Raw genomic sequence first — 19968 nt, 5'->3', positions numbered from 1 at the left:
CCTTGGCAGCAACCCTATGCTCCCTGACATTCGGGACCGGCCGTAGCCTCCGGGGCTCAGTCACGACGCTGCGTCGCGGCCTGGACGGGGAGGACGCTACTGATCGTTCTCGAGGTTGGCGATCACGCGGCTGAGGGTGCGCATGAACGCGTCGATCTCCTCTTGGGCGATCCCGCGCAGGGCATAGCCGGGGACGACCGGCGGGGCAGCGAGGTCACACACGTTCCTTTGCGCGGATCAGGCGGCGGATGCGGCGCTTCGACGGCGTGGACGGTGGAGGCGATGTCCGTTCCGAAGGTGGTCCAGTGGAAGACCGCGCCGGGAACCATCACTTGGGCTCCTCGATCCAGTGGCCGTGGATGCCGGCGGGCACCCGGCGGAGAAGTTCGACGGTGGCGATGGGGCCGTTCTGGATGTTCGTGGCGCGGCCTCACCTCACGGAAGCAGCTCAGAGACCTCCCCGATATTCGTTAGCCGCATTGTGGTCCGGGCGGCCTCGGGCGAGATCATCATCTCCACGGGGCTGGGCCAGCTCAGGGCGTACTTCGTCCGGTAAGCCGCTGAGACCCGATGGACCAGCGCGGGGTCGTCCACCGGTTCCAGCCGCACAGGCAGGTTCACTCCGCCCAGATCGACCTCCGTCGCCGCGTGCGCCTGGACTCTGCGGTACCACGCGCTGCGGCGCCCGAAGGCGGAGCGGATGCAGGCCTCGCCGTCGATCGCCACCACCCAGATCGGCCTGGCCGACCACCTGCCGTCCGCGTGCCGTACCCGCATCACGATCTCCGCGAGGCCTGCGAAAGTCCGCACACGGCCACCACACGGGCGCGAGCCAGTCCGATCAGGCTGGACGACGGTTTCGGAGTCGCGCTCGGCTCGTTCACCTACGTGAGCAGCTCCATGAACGGCCGCCTCTACCCGGCGGTGCCGATGCTCATGGTCGCCGAAGGCGACCGGGTCAAGATGCGCATCGTCAACCGCAGTCTCATCGACCACCCGATCCACCTGCACGGCCACCGTGTCCGCGTGTTGTCACGCAACGGCGTGGCCGCTACCGGCAGCACTTGGTGGACCGACACGCTCAACGTCGCACCGGGCGAGGTGTTCGAGGTCGGCTTCACCGCCGACAATCCGGGCATCTGGATGGACCACTGCCACAACTTCAAGCACGGCTCCGAAGGCATGATCATGCACTTGGGCTACCTGGGGGTGACCACCCCGTTCACGGAAGCCCGCATCCCCGAATGATCGAGGCCATCGCGACCGACTTGATCCAGCCGGGGACGAGACCGTGCCCCTTCTGGGACGCCGCTTGCAGGCCGGGCGGGAACGCACGTTCGTCGGCCGAGCGGAGGAGCCGGCGCTCCTCCGCTCGGCGTCTTTCGCCGTGCTGTACGTCCACGGCCCCGGCGGGCTCGGCAAGTCAGCGCTGCTGCAGCGCTTCGCCGCGGAACCTGGCTCCGGAGGATGCCGACCGGTCAGCGGTCGGGTAGACCGGTTGCCGGGTCGACGGTGGTCAGGAAGACGTCGCCGTTGCCTGGCGCGTCACCGTCCGCCGGAGCGCCGTAGGTCAGGCCGGAGACGGCCACCTTGCCCGAGGGAGTGGTGACGGCGTACAGGTTGGGCTCGGCGAAGGGATCGACGGCGTCGTCCCTGGCCGTGCCGAGCTGGGCGGCGGCGCGCTGCTTGCCCCCGCCGTCCAAGCGGACCGTCAGGACGTCGGCGCCGCCCGCCATCACACCGACCCGGCCCTTGGTGTAGCCCACGACCTCAACTTCGCCGCCCGGTAGGGGGGCCACGGCGGCGCCCTCGTCGGCGGCCGGGGTGGCGACGGCGGCTTGCCAGCGCTTCCTGCCCGTGCTGGTGTAGGCCGCGGCGAACAGGTCGCCGCCGCTCGTCCCGGTGGCGACCGCGAGGCCCGCCGTGGTGACAGCCACCGCGTTCAGCCGGTCGTCGCCGGAACCTCCAGCGCTTGCAGCCCACCGCCGGGTCCCGTTGGGCGCGTACCCGGCGATCCAGGCGTCGAACCCGCCGAGCGCACTCGTCCCGGGCATGACGGCGGTGGTGTTGCCGGTGACGTAGACATTGGTGGCGTCCGCGGCCACACCATACGCCTTGTCCTCACCCGCGCCGCCGTACTGGCGGATCCAGGAGACCTGGCCGTCCGGCGTGAGGCGGGCGACCAGCGCGTCCTTGTCGCCGCTGCTCGGGCCGTCCAGTGCGCCCTTGGTGTATCCCGCCACGTAGGCGCCGCCGTCGGGTGCGGCGCCCAGGCCGTAGAGTCGGTCCGCCACGCCGGGGGCGCCGAACTGGGTGATCCAGCGGACGGCCCCGCTCGCGTCGAGCCGGGCCACGAACGCGTCGTCGGTGGCGTTGCCCGGGTGGCGGCCGTCCAGGTCACCCTTCGTGTACCCGGCGGCGAGCACGCCACCGTCGGGCAGCGCCGCCACGCCGTACAGGCGCTCGTCCGCTTCGGTGCCGAGCTGCCTGGTCCAGCTCCGCGTCCCGGTGCGGGTCAGCACCGCGTCGAGGCGGCCGGCGTACGGCTGGCCGTCCACCGGGCCGCCGGCCGCGAACCCGGTGGTGAACGAGCCGTCGGCGTGGGCCGCGACACCGCCGGCCCAGTCGGGGGCAGCCGTGCCGAACAGCGGAGCGGACAGGCCGGCGGGGGCCGTGACGCTCAGCGCCGGGCCGAGTTCGGCCATCGCCTGCTCGAAGGCGGGCGCCCAGACCGTCCAGTCGTGGCCGCCATCGAGGACGCGGAGCTGCGCGGAGATCGCGGGCGACCGCCTGGCGGCGTTGTAGAGCGCGGCGGACTCGAAGTCGAGGTCGTGGCGCGCATCGGCGGGGGCGGGATGGGCGTACTCGTCGTCGCCGACGGCCACGAACAGCCGTAGGGGGAGGTCGGGGTCGAGCCCAGGCAGCAGAGCGGGGTAGTTGAGTTCGCGGTAGACGTCGTCGGCGAATTTCTCGCCGCTCCGGCCGAACGCCCCGTAGTCGCGCACGGAGGAGTCGGACGGCGGCAGCGGTGTGTAGACGGCCGGGCTGAGCACGGCGGCGGCGCTGAACAGATCTTGATGGGCCAGCGCGAAGCGCAACGCGCCCGCACCGCCCATCGAATAGCCGCCGACCAGGCGGGCCTCGCGGATCGGCGCCGTGCGGTAGGTCGCGTCCACGTGGCCGACCAGGTCACGCGCCAGCGCCGTCTCCACCGGACGGCCGGGCAGCTCGGCGCCGGTGTAGCGGGAGTCGACGTACCAGCTTCCGCGCTCGCTCCACGGTGCGTCCGGCATGACGGCGATGACGGGCGGTATCCGCCTAGTCCGGATCATCTGGTCCAGGACGTCCTTGACGCGTGTCCAGGCCTGCATCGTGTCGCCCCGGCCGTGGAGCAGGTAAAGCACCGGATGGCGGTCCGTGCTCGTGTCGTAGCCGTAGGGCAGGTAGACGTTGTAGGCGATGTTCTCTCCCAGCGCCTTCGAGGGCGCGGAGGCGGTGGTGAGCGTTCCGCCCTTGGCCGCCTGCACGCGTGCCTCGCCTGGTACGGCCAGCAAGAAGACCAGCGCGAGGAGGGCGAGCACCCCGGCACCGCTCCATTTGGGCATGGGCATGACGCTCCCTGTAAACGTTTACCGTATGCAACGTCTCTGTTTCCCGAGAGTTTCGTGGTGCGCGAAGAGCCGTGTCAACCTTTTGGATCAGCAATCGAGGGCCTCGCCGCGCCTTCGAGGAACCACAGGCCTTCGGCGAGCCGCGTCATGCCACGCGAGCGCGCCCCACGAAACCCGGGAGACCCGCATCCTGACGGGTTGATCTGACAAAAGCTACCCCAGGCATTTACCCTTAGGAAAGTTTCCTTTACATTCGGATTACCCCCCACGTAAAGGAGCACTTTCATGCGAAGGACGCTCAGGTTACTCGCCACAGCACTGATCGCCATCGCTGCCACGGTCTTCGTCGCGCAGCCGGCGCAGGCCCACGGCTACGTCAACTCGCCACCCAGCCGGCAGGCGTTCTGCGCCCGCGGCCAGGTGCCCAACTGCGGCGAGATCATCTACGAGCCGCAGAGCGTGGAAGGGCCGAAGGGTCTGCGCAACTGTCACGCCAACAACGCGCGGTTCGCGCAGCTCAGCGACGAGAGCAAGCCGTGGCCCGTCACCTCGGCCGGCAGGACGGTCACCTTCAACTGGACATTCACCGCTCGGCACCGCACCAGCACCTACGAGTACTACATCGGCGGCACCCGGGTGGCCTCGTTCAGCGGCAACAACCAGCAACCACCCGCGACCGTCTCCCACACCGTGAATCTCGGCAACTACAGCGGCAGGCAGAAGGTCCTGGCCATCTGGAACATCGCCGACACGGCCAACGCCTTCTACGCCTGCATCGACCTGCGCATCGGCTAGAACCCGGGGAGCTCATGGCGGCGTGAGGGGACCCTGGCTCCCCTCACGCCGTCGGCTTGCCGGTGGGCGGCAGAGGCGGCCATGACGGCCCACACCAATCTTGGAACATGCCCGTCGACTACCTGGCTGAGCGACTGTGGGGGCGCGCCTGCCCCGACCGACGCGGAGAAGGCCGAACTGCGCGAGCCGGCCGCGAAACTCCCGCTCGTCCTCGGATGATCGTCTGGCTGAACTGGCGTCGCTCACTGGGGCATACGTGGGTCATTCGCCTGGCGAGCCCTTCCCCGCGCGGCCCGCCAGGAAAGGACGGCGGCGAGGCCGAGCAGCAGCGGAGCGCCCTGGATCAGCTCCGCGCCCACGAGCACCTCGTGGTCCACCGTGAGGAACCCCGTCCGTTCGGCGGCGGGGAGCCACTCCTCCGGATCCATCTCGACGAAGTCCGGCAGCACGGTCCCGGCCGTCGCGAGAACGAGCGACGACAGCAGCAGGGGCAACCGGCCGCGCGCCCCTCGGCGCAGCGCCGCCCACCACACGAGAACAGCGAGCGGAACCGCGGCGACCACGACCGTGATCGCCACCTCGCCGAGGGGCAGCCATCCGGCGTGCTCCTTCACGAGGTCGCGCTCTGTCACCGTGTAGACCGCGACCCAGGGCAGCGCGACCGAGGCGACGGCGGCGAAGGTGCCCACCCCTGCCGTCACCAGCCGCCCGGCACCCGGCCAGGCCGTGGCCACGGCGACCATGGCCAGCACGAGCAGGGCGATCACCGCCAACGCCAGTCCCTCGGTGTCGAAATGGAAATAGGTCGTCAACTGATCTCGATCTTTGACGAGTGTCGCGAGTTTCCGGGTCAACTCCGCCATCCGCTCGGCCGCCTCATCCTGGGCCGGCCGCAGCTTCACCCACGCCGCCCACAGGTCGGCGGCGACGACCAGCGCCAACACGGTCGCCGCGATCCCCAGCGGCCGCTGCCATCGTGACGGTACGACGACGGCCGCGAGGGTCAGCAGGGTGAGAAGGGCGGCCATGCCTGCGTACGCGTAGCCCCAGAGCCAGACGTCGCCGATGGGCACCGCGACCTCTGATCCCTGGCGGATCACCCCCAGTTTCGAGGTGTCGGCGACCGTCTCGAACATGACCAGGGACCAGGGGAGCACGCATGAGATCACCACGAGCACGAGCCCGAGCACCACGGCGACCAGCCTGCTCCAGCGGGTCCGGAACCACCCCGGTTCACGAACGGGCGGCGGCTGGGGCGCTTGCCCTGGATATGGTGGTTGCGCTGGGTACGGCGGCTGCCCCGACGCCTGATCCCACGGGGAACCGGTGAGTGAGGGCGGACCCTGGTGAGGGCCGGCCGTGCCGTACGGCGAGGAATGCTGATTCATCCGCCCCTCCGGACAAGATCATGAATAACGCGACAATGATCCCAGAGGGCGGCATGTGGAGTGGCGGTATTGGAAGGTTTCGAGCGGGCACTGCGGAGCCGCAGTGACGCTCATCGGAGTGGAACTCCGCCGCTGACGGTCTTCAGGCAGACCCGAACGCGCGCATCACTGGCGGGGTCCAGCTGGACCGAGACGTGCGCGGCCACCGCCGATCATCCTGCCCCGGCGGTGGTTCCGGCAACAGAGTGGAGGGATGGGGCGGAATCTATGTTCTCACCCGGCTGGCCCGGGACTCCAGGTAGCGTTGCTCGGCGATGCTGGCGGTGGACTTCGCGGCGCGCCGATAGTGCTCGTACGCCCCGGCCATGTCGCCGGTCTTCTCCAGCAGATGCGCCCGTACGGACAGCAACCGGTGATGCCCGGCCATCCGCTCGTCACTGTCCAATGTGGAGAGCAGGGCCAGCCCGGCCAGCGGGCCCTCAGTCTCGGCGAGCGCGATCGCCCGGTTGAGGGTGACCATCGGGTTGGGCGCGATCCGTTCCAGGACCAGGTAAAGGGCGTGCACCTGCGGCCAGTTGGTCTCCTCGGCCGTGGCCGCGTCGGCGTGCGTGGCGGCGATGGCGGCCTGCAGCTGGTAAGGCCCCAGCGCCGGGCCGGCCAGCGACGCCTTGACCAGCTCGATGCCCTCGTCGATCAGCCCGCGGTCCCACTTCGTACGGTCCTGCTCGTCCAGCGGCACCAGGTCGCCGGCCGCCGTCGTACGTGCCTCCCGGCGGGCGTGGGTGAGCAGCATCAGCGCGAGCAGCCCGGTCACCTCGCCGTCCTCGGGCAGCTGCGCGTGCACCATCCTGGCCAGCCGGATCGCCTCGTGCGCGAGGTCGGCGCGGTGCAACTCGCTGCCCGAGGAGGCGGTGTAGCCCTCGTTGAAGATCAGGTAGAGCACGTGCAGGACGACCCGCAACCGCTCCTCGCGCTCCGCGCCGTCCGGCAGGCTGAACGAGCTGCCGGCGGCCTTGATGCGCTGCTTGGACCGGCTGATCCTGACCGCCATCGTGGCCTCCGGCACCAGGAACGCGCGGGCGATCTCGGCGGTGGTCAGGCCGCCGACCGCGCGCAGCGTCAGGGCGGTCTGGGAGGCCGCGGTCAGCGTCGGATGGCAGCACAGGAACAGCAGGACGAGCGTGTCGTCGGTGTCCGGTACGTCCTCGGGCACCACCTCGGTGGTCGTCGCCGACTCCCGCTCGCGGCGCGCGTGGTCACTGCGCATCTGATCGATGAGCCGCCGGGACGCGACAGTCACCAGCCAGCCGCGCGGGTTGTCCGGCACCCCCTCGGCCGGCCACTGCACGGTGGCGGCGAGGACGGCCTCCTGTACGGCGTCCTCACACCCTTCGAACTGGCCGTGCCGGCGTACCAACGCGCCGAGGACCTGCGGCGTGAGTTCACGCAGCAGGTCCTCGATGGCTGGTGCTGTCATGCCTCCAATTGTCCGTCAGCGAACATCACCTGCCGCACCTCGACCCCCAGACCCTCGATCGCGGTGTCCGGGATCTGCGCTGCCAGCTCGATCGCCCGCTCCTTGTTCTCGCAGTCGATCAGGTAGAAGCCGCCCAGATACTCCTTGGACTCCAGGAAAGGTCCGTCGGTGACCACCGGCTGGCCGTTGCGTACGGACACCACAGCGGCCTGTGACGGGTCGACCAGCGCCTGCGTGGTGATCAGCTCGCCGGACTTCTTCAGCGCCTCGATGAACTTGCCGTGGCCGTCGCCGATCGCCGCCTTCTCCTCGTCGGTCAGCGCGTCCAGCACGGCCGGGTTGATGTGCATGCTGATCAGGAACTTCATCTCGTGCTCCTCGTGGCTCGCGAGCCCCGGCTGGGCCCTTCGACCGGTTGGTCGGAGCCGCCGCCGCCGTCTTGACATCCCCCGCCAGAACTTTCGCGCGAGTTTTCGCCGTCGCATCGCCCGGACCGCGAGGTCGCCATTTCTGGTGACCCCCGTCGTGGCAGACGCGATGCCTTGATCACCAACACGGCGGTGCGGGTGGGCCGATTCGTCGACGATGGTCTTGTCGGCTGCCGCCAGCCGCTCGACGACCGCCCTGCCGATGCCACGGATCCGCCGGTTACCAGTGCATCTTTTGCGGAAAGTATGCAGCCCGATCTATGACTTGAGCAAGATCTTGACCGCTTGTAGATCGCGTGAGATATTCCGATCGATCTTGATCGTGCCTGGCGACCAGGGCCCGGCACGTACGCGCCTCCCCCGCAGTGCAAAGCCCACGCAAGACTCCATTCAGCGTGCCCTTCTCCTCCTCGCGGAAGGCAACGATATGCAAGTGCGTGCACCTAACGGACAGAGTCTCACCGTCGACGGAACCCCCCAGCCCTTCATCGGCGGCTGGGCCTATCTCATCTGGGCGCATGGCCCCACCGGTGGCACCCGCTTCCAGGTCACACCGGCTGGATCCGCCGAGCTCGTCTCCAAGCAACTGGGCGACTGGCCCCGCTACACCGTGCGTGAGGCCCAGTGGAACGGCGGCCGGGTCATGTCGCTCGAGGACCCGGAGAGCGGCGGGACCAACATGGTGTGGGTGGGACCGCATAACGAGGTCTCCACCTTCATCAACGGCACGGGTGTCCCGCTCGAAACCTTCATGGACCTCCTGGCCAAGTTCGACATCCAGGACACGCCGGAAGGGCTGACCATGCTGCCCCGGACGGGATCGAACCTGACGCTCGGCAACCTGCTGGCGGTCAACACCATTGACCAGGTCTGCAACGTCCAGGTCAAGCCGGTCGCGGACGCATCGGAGGCGGTCCCGCGCTCCGCGGGCAAGCGCGTGCGCGGCGGCTCGATGTGGCGTGTCGACGAGCGGGACGAGGCGGGCGCCGTACAGACCCGCTCGGCCTTCATGGTCAACGACACTGCCGCGACGACCGTCATCGCCGCCCGCCCGGACGACGCCCGCTTCATCGGCGTTGTGGAGTCCATCTCGTGCAGGCTGAGCTAGACCGATGAGGGCCTTCCTGGATTCGCTGGCGGTTCTGTCCTTCCTGGGGACGGTGCTGCTGCTCTTCGCCTTCGCTGCGCTGCTGAACATGGTCCGCGAGCTGCAGGGCAAGCTGCTCCGCGCGCAGGCGGCCGTGCCGGCGGCGCCGGCCGTCAGGTCGGTGGCCAGGTTCGGCTCCGACGACGGCCTGCCCACCTTCGTCCTGGTCGTGTCCGAGCACTGCCCGAACTGCCGGGAGCGTGCCCACCACCTCGCCGCCGTGGCCGGGCCAGACCTGTCCGGGCACGCTGTGCTGCTGGCCGCTGCCGACCGTTGCGCCGAGTGGGTGGCGGACAGCCAGGTCCTGCCCGTCATCGACGCCGGCCTGGTCGGCACGGTCGCCGTCGGCGCGACCCCGTCGCTGGTCAAGTACTCCGCCAACGGGACAGAGGAATGGCGCAGGGTCGTCGGTTCCGACGACGACCTCGACGCCTTTCTCGCCGTCAGCCCCTCAGAGAGGTTAAGCGCATGACAGTCGATGTCGACCGCTACTGGGCCGACGTGCCCTCCGTGGAAGACGAGCCGGACACCGGCAGGCGCCACCGCCTGACGCGGTCGGCTCCCTCCCGCAGAACCCTCTTCAAGACCATGGGCGTGCTGGGCGGCGCCCTGGCCCTGAACGTGCTGTCCGCCCTGCCCGGCAGGAACAACAGCGCCTACGCGGCGGTAGGGACCGAGTACACCAACTGCGCCGGTTTTGACAACTGGTCCGGCTACAACAACAACACCAAGGTCTGCGTCGGCGGCACCTACTCCAGGAGCTACTGCGGCTCCGACGGCTGGTTCCTGCGCTCCTCCGGCACCTGCTACAACAGCTATGCGATCAAGGCGTGCGGCGCCGGCAGTCTGGCCGACCGGAACGCCTGGCGCTGGACGCACAACGGCACCCGTTACCGCTGCGCCGACGGAAACGTCGCCACCTGCGGCGGCACCTACTTCTACATCTGCTCCTGGGCCAACCCCTGAGCACCGGATGAGCAACACGTTCGCCGCCACCCGGGTCGCGCTCGGCATCGCGCTGAGCACGGCCCTGGTGATGGCCGCCCACCAGGTCTTGACCCCGTCGTTCACCCCGCTCGCCTGGGCGCTCTTGGGGGTGACGGCCGGGTTCTCGCTGTCCGGCTCCGTTTGAAGCCTCAACTCAGCGGACCTGCTGACCTCGTCGGTCTGGCGAGGCAAGTTACCGGTGTTCACCATCGGACTCATGCTCGGCGCGCTGCTGGCCGGGCTCATCACGGGGGCGCTCGGCGGGCTGGCCTCGATCATCCCGGAGGCGGTGCGGCTGTGGGCGCTCGCCTCGATCGTCGCCGTCATCATCCTCTTCGAACTGGCCGGACGGCCGCTGTCGCTGCCACAGAACCGCCGGCTCGTGCCGCAGGACGTCATCCCTCGCGCCGAATTCTCCGGGCCGCTGCAGTTCGGCTTCGAGATGGGCACGGGTGTGCGTACCTTCACCCCGACCGCGCTCCCTCAGCTGCTCGTCCTGGTCGTCGTGCTGGCCGGAGGACTGGGCCCGGGCCTGCTGGCCGGGCTGGGCTTCGGCGTGGGCAGGGCGCTCATGCCGCTCTCCCGCGCGCTCAGCGGCGACCCGCGCCAGTGGGACACGAAATTGCTGGCCTCGACGGCATGGGTGGGACGCCTGTGCGCCACCGGGTTCCTGCTGTCGCTTGCGCTCCTATGGACATAGATGACCGTCTTCGACATGCTGCCGGCCTGCTTCGCGCTGGCGGGCGCCGTACTGCTGGTGGTTGCCGCGGTGCGCCGCGGCAACCTGACCGCGGTGATCAAAGCACACGACCTGCTCCCTGCCTTCCTGGTACGGCTCGCGCCGCTGGCCGGCCCCGCCGAGGGCCTGGCCGGCGCCGCTGTATTGGCCGGTTGGCTGTCCGGAGAAGCCCGGCTGTTGCGGTTCGCCGCCGCAGCCGTGGCGCTCTGGTACCTGGCACTGGCCGCCTATCTGGCTGTACTGCTGCGGCGTAGGGGCAGGGTGCCGTGCGGATGCCTGGATGAGACCAGCCCGGCCTCGGCTGCGAAGGTCGGCCGTTCCTTGCTGCTGGCTCTGGCGACGGCACCGCTCGTCGCAGGATGGCCACCCGTACCGGCCGAGACGGGCGCCCGTCTGCTCGCCTGCGGGCTGGGCGCCTTCGTGGCGGGATTCCTGATCATCGCCGGCAAGGTGGCCGATCTTCGGGGAACCTCCGCGGCCCACGGGCAGTAATCAATGTGACGAACCCCGGAGAGGACCAGACGTGAACCGTACGATCGTGACGCTCATCGCACTGCTCTGCGCTTCCTGTGGCACAGCAGCGTCGGAGACCGCCGACCCTCCCTCACTCCTCCTGGAACCAGGCCAGCTGAAGGACGGCCGCACGTGGACGGTCGCGGGCACCTCACACGGAACGTGGCGCGATCTGGACGCGAGCCTGGTGCCCTGCGGGAAGCGGGTCATCGCGCCAGCGGAGGCCGCGACCCAGTGGCGTTCCTTCACGGCGACGGATGGGACCACGATGACGCAGGTCGTGGTGAGCGGGGTGGACGCCATGGACGCGTTCAAGTCCTTCCATGCGGAATGCGGCGCGGTCGGCAGCGTCGACTCGGTGGCCGGGCCCAAGAACGTCGCGCGCCACGACGGCGAGGTGGAGGTGGCGGCGATGTCGAAGGACAGGTTCATCGTGCTGGGCGGCACCGCCTCTGACACGCAGCTCCAACTGGTCGCGGAAACCGCGCGCACCCACCTGGACGCCCTACCATCCTAGGGTGTTCGATCTGACCGCGTGCCCACGCCGCGCGGCGGCGCGAAGGTAGAGGGGATCATGTCCTCGGGGCGACACTTCGATCGAGTCGGTTCTCTTCGGACGGCGGGTCGCGCAGCCGGAGCGTGGGTCCTCGCGCGGGGCCGCCTCGGGAGCCAGCCACCATGACCGATCACAAGCATCTCAAGCGCCGGGTACGCGACCGCATGGCCAAGACCGGCGAGTCCTACACGACCGCCCTGCGCCACGTCACCGCCCGTGCCGGGCACCACCACGAGTCGGCGCTGCTGCGGCGCGTGCTGGGCGGCGGCCTCTCCGAAGCCATGCTGCTCGGGCTCGGCGGCGGTATCGGGTTCATGTACTTCGTCTTCGAGTACGCCGGGCACCCGCCGATGGTCACGATCGTGCCCCAGGCGCATCCCGAGCCGATGATCCCGCGGGCGCTGGAGCGGGCCGGCATCCCGTACGAGAGCCGCCAGACCGGCTCGGTCCGGGTCGCCGAGCGCAATCTGCGGGCCGCGCTCGACGCCGGGCGCCTGCCGATCTGCCGCGTCGCCCGCCACCTGCTGCCATGGCGGCCGTCCCTGCCGTTCCCCGACCCCGTCGACATCGCGGTGACCGGCATCTCCGGCGACACCGTGCGCGTGCACGACGACGAACCCGGCGACCTGCCGCTGGCGGACTTCATGGCGGCCTGGTCGGCGCTGAAGAAGTCCCGGCACCAACTCATCGAGGTCACCGGGGGCGCGGCCGGGACTCCCGACGTGACGGGCGCGATCAGGGACACCGTCGCGAAGCTGACCGGGCCGGTGCTGGGCAACGCCTTCGACGTCAACTTCGGGCTGTCGGGCATGCGCAAGCTGGCCGCCCAGCTCGCCGACACCACCGGCAAGCAGGGGTGGACCCGCCGCTTCGCCGATCCGGGGCCGGCGCTCGATCGGTTGCATGACTGTCTGGAGGTCGAGTACACCGCGCCGGGCGCCACCCGGCCGCTGTACGCCGGTTTCCTGGCCGAGACCGGGCATTCCGCGGCCGCGACCGTCTACCGGGAGGCGGGCAGGCAGTGGTCGCGGGTGGCCGCGGCATCCGCCGGGCGGGAGTCGCTCGCGGAGCTGGCCGAGCTGGTGGCGCAGGCTGTACGGCTCGAAGAGCGGGGTGTGGAGGTGCTCCGGCGGGTGTAGGACACCGTTGGTTCGAATCCTGCCGGGGATTCGAACCTGATCACTCGCCGGCCATGGGCGACGACGACTGCGCTCGCGTGATCAGGAGGGCGCCGGTGGTCCAGAGGGCAGCAGGGCGGGCTGAATCGATGAGGCGGGTGGGCGGATTTCTCCGCTGCCGCGCGGCACCAGTGTGGGGCGGATGACGCGGCGGGCCGGTGGCCCAGCCCACCCGTCGATCCTGGCGAACAGGGTCTGCGCGGCAACCGTGCCCAGGCTGACCGGATCCCCGGCGACGACGGTCAGCGGGACCGGAAGCATGTCGGCCAGCGGGAAGTCGTCAAAGCCGGTGACTGCGACGTCGCGACGTGGCCCCAGCGCACGCAGCAGGCCCTGGGTCATGAAGCCGGTGGTGGTGAAGACGGCGGTCGGAGGGTCCGGCATCGCCAGCAGCTCGCGGGCCGCCCGTTCGGCCTCGGTGACGGAACCGGTGGACAGGCGCCGGATCAGTGCGGGGTCGGCCGAACCGACCTCGGTGCGCATGGCGTCCCGGAAGCCGCGCAGGCGCTGCATTGTCGTCCAGCGGCTCGGCGCGACGATGGCGCCGATCCGGGAGTGCCCGTACGAGACGAGATGCCGTACGGCCATCCGCGCCCCGGCGGCGTTGTCGAGCACGACCTCGTCGGCCTCCACTTCGGCGCCGGGGCGGTCCACGAAGAGGACGGGTGTGCCGCGCTCGATCTCCGGCTGCAGGTAACGGTAGTCTCGCCCGCCGGGAACGATGAGAAGCCCGGCCACCTGGCGGCCCAGCAGGCCGTCGATGGCCGCGCGCTCGGCCTGCGGATCCTCGTCCGCGCTGGCCAGCACGACGGCGAAGCCGCGCGCCCGGGCCACGCCGATCACCGCCGAGGCGATGGCCGCGAAGAACGGGTTGGTGAGGTCTCCGAGCAGCAGGCCGATGTCTCCGGTGCTCTGCCCGGATCGCATGCCTCGCATGCTCCTGGCCACCTCATTGCGCCGGTAGCCGGTCGCGGCGATGGCCGCCTCCACCTTTGACCGCGTCGCACGGCTGACCCGCCCCTCCCCGTTCACCACCCGGGACACCGTCTTCATGCCCACCCCGGCGAGTTCGGCGACCTGCTTCATCGTCGGCCGAGTCACGAGCCGTTCCCCTTCCTGCGGCTTGTCGATCATTACAAGGCCGCGGACACGTCGGCAGGGCCGGTCATGCCTCCGTCCCGCGGGTTCCTCTGAGACCACCGGTTCCGTCCACCCGGCCGGTGCCGTCCGTCCCGGCGTTGATCGCGGTGCCGATCATCGTATCCGGGACGGTAGCGGCCGGGTGGACGGCTGGATCGCCGGGCGGCACCTCGGCCAGCGCACCGGTCATGGCGCCGAGCACGCGTTCCGCCGTGGCCTCCGCCCGCGTGAAGGCGGCCACGCGCCGGCCCAGCCGCAGCACCTCGATCCGATCCGCCACCTCGAAGACAAAGGGGAGATTGTGGCTGACCAGCACCACGGACACGCCCTGCTCCCGTACGGATTCGATCAATGCCCGGACGCGACCGGTCTGGACGACACCCAGGGCAGCCGTCGGCTCGTCCATCAGGACCAAGCGGCTGGCCCACAGCACCGCTCGTGCCACCGCGATCCCCTGCCGCTGACCACCGGACATGGTGCCGACCGTGCTGCGGGTGTCCTGCAGGCCGACGCTGAGGCGGGCGAACGCGTCGTCGGCCTGGCGCCGCATCTTCGGCTTGTCCAGCATGCCCATCATGCCCAGCACACCGCCGCGCAGCACCTCACGGCCGAGGAAGAGGTTCGCAGCGGGATCGAGGTCGGGGGCGAGCGCGAGGTCCTGATAGACGGTCTCGATGCCATGGCTTCGCGGATCGAGCGGACTGGAGAAGGTGACCGGCCGACCGTCGATGACGATCTCGCCCTCGTCCGGCTGGATCACCCCGGAGATCACCTTGATCATGGTGCTCTTGCCCGCGCCGTTGTCTCCGACCAGTGCGACGACCTCGTTCGGGTGCACGGTGAGCGAGGCGCCTTGGAGGGCCCGGACCGTCCCGTAGTGCTTGACGATCCCGGACAACTGCAGGAGTGGGGTGTCAGGACTGCTGCTCATCGGCGCCTCCTCGGATCTCGTCCGGCCATGGAAGGTCGGAGATCCATAGTGGGGGTGACAACGCTGTCGCACATGACAGTACTAGGGTAGCGTGCGCCCGCAAAGATGTCCGCGGTGCGCAGATCCCGCCGCCACCCGCGGCACCGGGCCGGTTCCGCCTATCAGTTGAGGGGTGTGGTCTCTTTGTCGGCCGACGTCCACGCAGCACACTGGGCCGTTCTCGCCGAGAGCCTGGCCTCCGTGTCCTCCCGGGCGGCGGCTCGGCTCGAGGCGGAATTCGGTGCCGGGGAGATGTTCCGGCGCTGCTTCGCCAACGCCTGGACGACCACGCTGCGCGGCGACCCGGCCGAGCCCTTCGTCATCACCGGCGACATCCAGGCCATGTGGCACCGGGACACGGTCGGCCAGCTCCGGCCGTACTTGAGCGGGCTGCCGGACCCGGCCGTGCTGCGCGTGCTGACCGGGGTCGTCCGGCGGATGGCCCGCGCGGTCCTGGCCGATCCCTACGCCAACGCGGTGAACGACGGGCCCACCGGCGGCCACGCGGACGAGCACGACCGGCCGGCGCCGCCCCCGAGCGTGTGGGAGCGCAAGTACGAGGTGGACTCGCTGTGTTCGTTGCTGTCGTTCGGCTACGAGCTGTGGGCGGCCAGCGGATCGGCGGCGCATCTGGACAGCGACTTCGCGGCGGCGGCCGACCTCGTCATGCGGGTCTGGCGGGTCGAGCAGGACCACGAACGGGCCTCGCCGTACCGGTTCGAGCGCGTGGCCGGTCCCTTCCAGGGCGACACGCTCGACCGCGGCGGTCTCGGGTCGCCGGTCGGCCGCACAGGGATGACCTGGTCGGGATTCCGGCCCAGCGACGACCGGTGCGAGTACGGCTACCTGATCCCGGCCAACGCGGCGGCCGTGGTCGCGCTCAACGGCGTCGTACGGCTGTGCGACGAGGGACTGCTCGAGCCCGCGCTCGGCACCCGAGCGCTCGAACTGGCCGTCGAGCTCGCGGGCGGCATCGCCCGCCACGGAGTGGCGCAGACCGGCTCCGGCCCCGTCTACGCGTACGAGGTGGACGGCCTCGGCGGAGCGAACCTGATGGACGACGCCAACGTGCCCAGCCTGCTGTCCCTGCCCTACCTGGGCTGGTGCGACCGCGATGATCCGCTCTACCGGCGGACCCGCGACTTCGTGCTGAGCGAGCGGAACCCGTATTACTACCGGGGGCGGGAGGCGGAAGGCGTCGGCAGCCCGCACACACCTGCGCGGCACGTCTGGCCGATGGCGTTGTGCATGCGGGCCCTGACCGCCGGGTCACGGCACGAGTCGGCGGACGCGTACCGCGTGCTCCTGGCCACCGATGCCGGCACCCGGCTGATGCACGAGAGCTTCCACGCCGACGATCCCGCCACCTTCACCCGGCCGTGGTTCGCCTGGGCGAATTCCCTGTTCGCCGAACTGTCGCTTTCCCTGGCCGGGCTCCCGGTGCCGCGTCCGATCCCTCCTGTGCCCGCCGAGGTGGAAGACGCCGTCCGAGCAGCGGGTTCGCCGGTCGCCCTCAGTCGGCAACAATTGGGCCACCGACGTTGACGGCCACCGGCCACGGGGGTTACCGTGCCTCATCCGAGGTGACAACGTTGTCACAAACAGCGCACCCTGCAGAGGCGAGCGATGTCAGAGCTTGAGACAGCGCCGACGAGCGCCAACACCGCACGTCCGGTACCCCCCGAAGACGACACCCGGCCGGGATCGCAGACGTCTGGCCGGCTCCGCAACCTGAACCGGACGCAACGCAGCTGGTCGGTGCTCGTGCTGCTGGCTCTGATCATGATCTTCTCGGTCATGCGCCCAGAGCAGTTCGTGTCCTGGTTCAACGTCAAGAGCATCGCCGTCGACGCCTCCAGCTATCTGCTCATCGCGGTCGGAATGACCTTCGTCATCACGATCGCGGGCATCGACCTCTCGGTCGGCTCGGTGCTCGTGTTCTCAGGCGTGGTCAGCCTCAAGGTGATGCTCGCGATCGGCGGCGACGGGCCACTCGTCCTGCTGGCCGGGCTCGCCGCCGCGCTGCTCTCCGGCTTGGCATGGGGGCTGGTCAACGGGCTGGTCACCACCCGCGGCGGCGTCTCTCCGCTGATCACGACGCTCGGCAGCTTCGCCGCCGCCACCGGACTCGCCTATCTCCTGGCCGGTGGGCAGGACATGCACGGTGTGCCGCGCACGCTGGCCGACACCCTCGGCTTCGGCGACTTCCTCGGCGTGCCGTACACGGTGCTGGTGGCGCTGGCGGTCGCCGCCGCCGGTGCCTTCGTGATGTCGCAGACGCGGTTCGGCCGCTACACGGCCGCGATCGGATCCAACGAGGAGGCGGTCCGCCGGGCTGCGGTCAACGTCAACCACCACATCGTCAAGATTTACATGCTCTCCGGCGCGCTGGCCGGGCTGTCCGGATTCGTGAGCCTGGCCCGGTTCCAGACCACGACGCTCAACGGACACCAGACCGACATGCTGCAGGCGATCCTCGCGGTCGTCATCGGGGGCACGAGCCTGATCGGCGGCGTCGGCACCGTGCTCGGCACCGTCGTCGGCGTCATGATCCCCTCGGTGCTCACGGACGGCTTCGTCATCCTCGGCTTGGAGCCCTTCTGGCAGCAGGTCGCGCTAGGCGCCGCCCTGGTCGTGGTCGTGATGGTCGACCAGCGCCGCCGACGGCGCGACGTACGAAAGTAGCGCGGTTTCCGCGCACCCTTTTCCCGCACCACGACGCGTCCTCACGGGACCCAGTCCCTTCAGGACTCCACAGGACCACGGACTTCTACAGAATCCTCACGCACTTTCACACGATCCATCCATCCGCTCCCCCTTCCGCACATCTCCTCACGCCCTGCGCCGCCCACGAGGCTTCCTCCTGAGACGACGCACGTTTTCACGCCATCGCCTGCACACCGACAGTGTGCGGCCGCATCAATCAGGAGAGTCGACGATGCAGAGAACACCCATGGCATGGCTGGCCGTCGTCGCCGGTCTCGTGACCGCGCTCGCCGCCTGCGGCTCCTCCGCTTCCAGCGGCACGGACACCGCCTCGACGTCCGGCGCATCGGCCGCGTCGACCGAAGCGGGCGCCAAGAAGGTCAAAGTGACCTTCATCGAAGGAGTCGCCGGTGACCCCTTCTACGAGACCATGGCCTGCGGCGCCAAGGAGGCAGCGGCGCAGCACAACGTGGACCTGAACGTCCAGGGCGCCAAGAACTGGGACGTGAGCCTGCAGATCCCCATGGTCAACTCGGTCATCGCCGCCCGTCCGGACGCGCTGTTCATCGCCCCCAACGACTCCGAGGCGCTGGTCCAGCCCCTGAAGCAGGCGGCCGATGCCGGTATCAAGGTGGTGCTGGTGGACACCACCCTGTCGGACACCGGCTTCGTCTCCTCAGCGATCGCCAGCGACAACGTCAAGGGCGGGCAGGTCGCCGCCGACGCGCTGGCGAAGCTCGTCGGCGAGAAGGGCAGCGTCCTCCTGGTCGGCGGCCAGCCCGGGGTGAGCACGGCCGAGGCTCGGCAGAAGGGCTTCGAGGAGGGGCTCAAGAAGTATCCCAACATCAAATATCTCGGCAACGTGTTCACCTCCAACGGTGTCGCGAAGATCTCCCAGCTCGTCTCCGCCCAGCTCGCGGCGCATCCCGACCTGGCCGGCATCTTCGCGCTCAGCACGGACCAGAGCCAGGGCGCCAACAACGCGGTGAAGGCGGCGGGCAAGGCCGGCGCGATCAAGCTGGTTGGCTTCGACGCCGGACCCGCGCAGGTCGAGCAGCTGCGCGACGACGTGGTCCAGGCCCTGGTCGCTCAGCAGCCGGCACAGATCGGCGCCGACGGCGTCGCCCAGGCCGCCGCGGCGGCGCGCGGCGAGGCGGTGCAGAAGCAGATCGGCACCGACTCCACCGTCATCACCAAGGAGAACGTCGACGATCCTGAGGTGTCGAAGTACCTCTACACCACCACCTGCAACTGACATCGGCTTCCGGCACCGGCCTCGCAACGGCCGGAAACCCTCGCACGGGGTTTCCGGCCGTCGTCACTCGAGCCTCCAGGTGCTTGCGGCCGGCCCCGGCATGCCTCCCGCGAAACGCGCTTTCCGCGACGCCCACAACGTCCGGCGATCCTTCCGGCAGATCACGCGCCGGGGTCCGGCCTCAGTCTTTGATCCCGGCCTGTACCGTCAGCGGGACGCCGTGGAACGCGACCGGCCGTCCGTCGCGGAACACGATGTCGCATGGCGCTGTACCGCAGTACCCGTGGAATCAGAACTTGAGCCACCACCCGTCCATATAGCCCGTGTCGCCTGCGGTGACGTCCTCCACCCGTAGCTTCCACGTCCCGTTCGCCGGTGACGAACTCGCGTCCACGGGATAGAGCTCATGGATGATGTCGCCGCTGTCCTTGGAGTCCGCCGCGCGCAGTGGGTACACCGTGCCGTTCGGGCTGATCAGGTCGATCTTCAGATCGCCCACCCAGCTGTGATGGATGTCCGCGTAGACCGTCACCTTGTCGTGGGCGTTCCCCGGGAGCCACCCGACGACCGTGATGGCAGACTCGACGACGTCGCTGTCGGGGATGTCGTAGTCGGTCCAGTTCTCGAAGAAGGGAAAGTCCAGCGTCCAGCCGTCGATGATTCCGGTGTCACCGGTATAGGCGTCCTCGACGCGTAGCTTCCAGGTCCCGTTCGGCGTCGCCACAGTACTGGCGTCCACCCGGTAGGTCTCGTCGATGACGTCGGCGTCGCTGGGGGAAGGTCCCTGCAACTCGTGGACCGTGCCGTCCGGGCTGATCAGGTCGACCTTCAGATCCCCCACCCAGGTGTGCTGGATATGGGCGTAGACATGCACGTGCGCGGGCGCGTTGCCGAGCAGGCCGCTCACCTCGATCGGCGATTCCACATGGCCCGGCTCCGGAATCTCGTAGTCGTCCCAGTTGGCGAAGTACACCGACCACTGGCCATTCTCCGGCTCTGTCTCTTATAAACATCTCCGAGCCCACGAGACCTGTCTCTTATAAACATCTCCGAGCCCACGAGACCCTTATAAACGAGG

At 69.5% G+C, this 19968-nt stretch carries 23 protein-coding genes; 14 read left to right on the top strand and 9 right to left on the bottom strand.

All coding sequences use genetic code 11. The features are described 5' to 3' along the window. Positions 1–96: 96 nt before the first annotated feature. On the bottom strand, positions 97–222 hold the full coding sequence (locus EJK15_RS76655; RefSeq protein ID WP_276615493.1) for a hypothetical protein: 126 nt from the start codon (positions 220–222) through the stop codon (positions 97–99). Positions 223–435: 213 nt separating this feature from the next. Next, positions 436–810, bottom strand: a complete 375-nt coding sequence (locus EJK15_RS44505; RefSeq protein ID WP_138716511.1) for a DUF2255 family protein — start codon at positions 808–810, stop codon at positions 436–438. 78 nt (positions 811–888) lie between these two features. Between EJK15_RS44505 and EJK15_RS44500 the strand changes: the two genes are divergently transcribed. Next, positions 889–1248: a multicopper oxidase domain-containing protein gene (locus tag EJK15_RS44500; protein ID WP_206061482.1), complete on the top strand. Its 360-nt coding sequence runs from the start codon at positions 889–891 to the stop codon at positions 1246–1248. Between the two features lie 230 nt (positions 1249–1478). On the opposite strand, the gene EJK15_RS44495 is transcribed toward EJK15_RS44500, so the two are convergent. After that, entirely contained in the window at positions 1479–3611 is a 2133-nt protein-coding gene (locus EJK15_RS44495; RefSeq protein ID WP_138716510.1) for an alpha/beta hydrolase-fold protein, read from the bottom strand. A gap of 285 nt (positions 3612–3896) precedes the next feature. On the opposite strand from EJK15_RS44495, the gene EJK15_RS44490 reads away from it, so the two are divergent. Next, a complete protein-coding gene (locus EJK15_RS44490) occupies positions 3897–4406 on the top strand; it encodes a lytic polysaccharide monooxygenase auxiliary activity family 9 protein (protein ID WP_138716509.1) in 510 nt (169 codons plus the stop codon). A 242-nt stretch (positions 4407–4648) separates the two neighbouring features. On the opposite strand, the gene EJK15_RS44485 is transcribed toward EJK15_RS44490, so the two are convergent. From EJK15_RS44485 to EJK15_RS44475, 3 genes are all read right to left on the bottom strand, one after another. Further along, positions 4649–5599 carry a hypothetical protein gene (locus EJK15_RS44485; RefSeq protein ID WP_138716508.1) on the bottom strand — a complete coding sequence of 317 codons (951 nt, stop codon included), beginning with the start codon at positions 5597–5599 and terminating at the stop codon, positions 4649–4651. 460 nt (positions 5600–6059) lie between these two features. Beyond that, positions 6060–7271, bottom strand: coding sequence for an RNA polymerase sigma factor (locus EJK15_RS44480; RefSeq protein ID WP_138716507.1), 1212 nt, complete (start codon positions 7269–7271; stop codon positions 6060–6062). Beyond that, positions 7268–7639, bottom strand: coding sequence for a YciI family protein (locus tag EJK15_RS44475; RefSeq protein ID WP_138716506.1), 372 nt, complete (start codon positions 7637–7639; stop codon positions 7268–7270). The genes EJK15_RS44480 and EJK15_RS44475 overlap by 4 nt, the downstream gene beginning before the upstream one ends. Positions 7640–7813: 174 nt before the next feature. Between EJK15_RS44475 and EJK15_RS71425 the strand changes: the two genes are divergently transcribed. The 9 genes from EJK15_RS71425 to EJK15_RS44440 all read left to right on the top strand — a co-directional run bounded on the left by EJK15_RS71425 (position 7814) and on the right by EJK15_RS44440 (position 12780). Next, on the top strand, positions 7814–7963 hold the full coding sequence (locus EJK15_RS71425; RefSeq protein WP_171074898.1) for a hypothetical protein: 150 nt from the start codon (positions 7814–7816) through the stop codon (positions 7961–7963). A 169-nt stretch (positions 7964–8132) separates the two neighbouring features. Beyond that, a complete protein-coding gene (locus EJK15_RS44470; protein ID WP_138716505.1) occupies positions 8133–8807 on the top strand; it encodes a hypothetical protein in 675 nt (224 codons plus the stop codon). Positions 8808–8811: 4 nt separating this feature from the next. Further along, positions 8812–9318 carry a hypothetical protein gene (locus EJK15_RS44465; protein WP_138716504.1) on the top strand — a complete coding sequence of 169 codons (507 nt, stop codon included), beginning with the start codon at positions 8812–8814 and terminating at the stop codon, positions 9316–9318. After that, entirely contained in the window at positions 9315–9812 is a 498-nt protein-coding gene (locus tag EJK15_RS44460) for a hypothetical protein (protein WP_138716503.1), read from the top strand. Before EJK15_RS44465 ends, EJK15_RS44460 begins: the two co-directional genes overlap by 4 nt. 7 nt (positions 9813–9819) lie before the next feature. After that, a complete protein-coding gene (locus EJK15_RS71420) occupies positions 9820–9978 on the top strand; it encodes a hypothetical protein (RefSeq protein ID WP_171074897.1) in 159 nt (52 codons plus the stop codon). A 54-nt stretch (positions 9979–10032) separates the two neighbouring features. Beyond that, complete coding sequence (locus EJK15_RS44455) at positions 10033–10533, top strand: hypothetical protein (protein ID WP_138716502.1); 501 nt, start codon at positions 10033–10035, stop codon at positions 10531–10533. Continuing rightward, positions 10534–11064: a MauE/DoxX family redox-associated membrane protein gene (locus EJK15_RS44450; RefSeq protein WP_138716501.1), complete on the top strand. Its 531-nt coding sequence runs from the start codon at positions 10534–10536 to the stop codon at positions 11062–11064. It begins immediately after the preceding gene. Between the two features lie 31 nt (positions 11065–11095). Then, positions 11096–11602: a hypothetical protein gene (locus EJK15_RS44445; RefSeq protein ID WP_138716500.1), complete on the top strand. Its 507-nt coding sequence runs from the start codon at positions 11096–11098 to the stop codon at positions 11600–11602. Positions 11603–11763: 161 nt separating this feature from the next. Continuing rightward, complete coding sequence (locus tag EJK15_RS44440) at positions 11764–12780, top strand: BtrH N-terminal domain-containing protein (RefSeq protein WP_138716499.1); 1017 nt, start codon at positions 11764–11766, stop codon at positions 12778–12780. 81 nt (positions 12781–12861) lie between these two features. Here EJK15_RS44440 and EJK15_RS44435 read toward each other — a convergent pair whose 3' ends face one another. Next, positions 12862–13920: a LacI family DNA-binding transcriptional regulator gene (locus tag EJK15_RS44435; RefSeq protein ID WP_206061481.1), complete on the bottom strand. Its 1059-nt coding sequence runs from the start codon at positions 13918–13920 to the stop codon at positions 12862–12864. Between the two features lie 64 nt (positions 13921–13984). Next, positions 13985–14890, bottom strand: a complete 906-nt coding sequence (locus EJK15_RS44430) for an ATP-binding cassette domain-containing protein (protein ID WP_138716498.1) — start codon at positions 14888–14890, stop codon at positions 13985–13987. 183 nt (positions 14891–15073) lie between these two features. Between EJK15_RS44430 and EJK15_RS44425 the strand changes: the two genes are divergently transcribed. The 3 genes from EJK15_RS44425 (at position 15074) to EJK15_RS44415 (ending at position 18890) form a co-directional block, all read left to right on the top strand. After that, positions 15074–16474 carry a glycoside hydrolase family 125 protein gene (locus EJK15_RS44425; protein ID WP_206061480.1) on the top strand — a complete coding sequence of 467 codons (1401 nt, stop codon included), beginning with the start codon at positions 15074–15076 and terminating at the stop codon, positions 16472–16474. Between the two features lie 81 nt (positions 16475–16555). Beyond that, a complete protein-coding gene (locus tag EJK15_RS44420; protein ID WP_138716497.1) occupies positions 16556–17614 on the top strand; it encodes an ABC transporter permease in 1059 nt (352 codons plus the stop codon). Between the two features lie 253 nt (positions 17615–17867). Next, positions 17868–18890, top strand: a complete 1023-nt coding sequence (locus tag EJK15_RS44415) for an ABC transporter substrate-binding protein (protein WP_138716496.1) — start codon at positions 17868–17870, stop codon at positions 18888–18890. A gap of 289 nt (positions 18891–19179) precedes the next feature. On the opposite strand, the gene EJK15_RS44410 is transcribed toward EJK15_RS44415, so the two are convergent. After that, positions 19180–19863, bottom strand: a complete 684-nt coding sequence (locus EJK15_RS44410; protein WP_138716495.1) for a proprotein convertase P-domain-containing protein — start codon at positions 19861–19863, stop codon at positions 19180–19182. Positions 19864–19968: the final 105 nt, after the last annotated feature.

The organism is Nonomuraea basaltis (assembly GCF_005893125.1).
In the GTDB taxonomy this organism is placed as follows: Bacteria; Actinomycetota; Actinomycetes; order Streptosporangiales; family Streptosporangiaceae; genus Nonomuraea; species Nonomuraea basaltis.
Note: the sequence above shows the minus strand (reverse complement) of the source record. Positions and strands in the feature narration are given on the sequence as shown.